The organism is Paraburkholderia sp. NMBU_R16, from assembly GCF_013282575.1.
Taxonomy (GTDB): Bacteria; Pseudomonadota; Gammaproteobacteria; order Burkholderiales; family Burkholderiaceae; genus Trinickia.
The window spans coordinates 1-693 of record NZ_JAAAYE010000247.1; the positions used below are offsets into that span (position 1 = coordinate 1).

The following is a 693-nucleotide window of genomic DNA, read 5'->3' on the forward strand; positions in this document are numbered from 1 at the left end:
ACTACCGGCCCGAACCTGATCGAGCTTGCCCATCAACAGCACTATCCGCATACCGGGGTGTAACCATGTACCGTCAGCACTTCGGCCTGCGCTGTGCGCCACTGGACAAGGACTCGATCGAGCTGTGGGACGACGGCGCCATTACCCATCTGCGTGATCGCTTCCAGTGGCTGCTCGATAGCCCCGGCGTCGGTTTGCTCACCGGCGAGCCTGGCGTGGGCAAGACCGCCACCTTGCGCCACATCACCAGCAAGCTCAACCCGCACGGTTTTGTCGCGATAAGGGAGGCGGGACGAGGTTGATCCGGTTATTGTTAGGACTGCTTGGCGTTGGTGCACGGATAGGCAAACGAAAGACGGGAGTAATAGAATCGCGGTCCGTCCTGCTGGAAGCCCATGCATGCCCCGCAAGCACAACGCCGCGCGCAATGTGTAGCTTCTTGTAATTCTTTTTCCCGAATTTTAAACAATGCACTGATGCTGACCGGCTACAGTGTTTAGCGTTGGAAGCGTTTTTCGATCATACGATTTGTCTACGAACCGAGAAATATCGACCTGCTCGTTGCTCTAAGGGAACCGTTTAAGTGCAATCGAACGATGGCGGGTGGATCAAGAAAGCGAACACGCCATGCCCAGTTTTTCAAGCCTGCGGGCAATCATAGGTGCACGTTCTGCGGATACCCATGTTGAGTCG

General features: G+C 55.8%; 1 pseudogene. It reads left to right on the forward strand.

What is annotated here, in order from left to right:
• Window positions 1–302: pseudogene (locus GWC77_RS28105) on the forward strand (ATP-binding protein); the annotation flags it as partial.
• Window positions 303–693 lie beyond the last annotated feature (391 nt).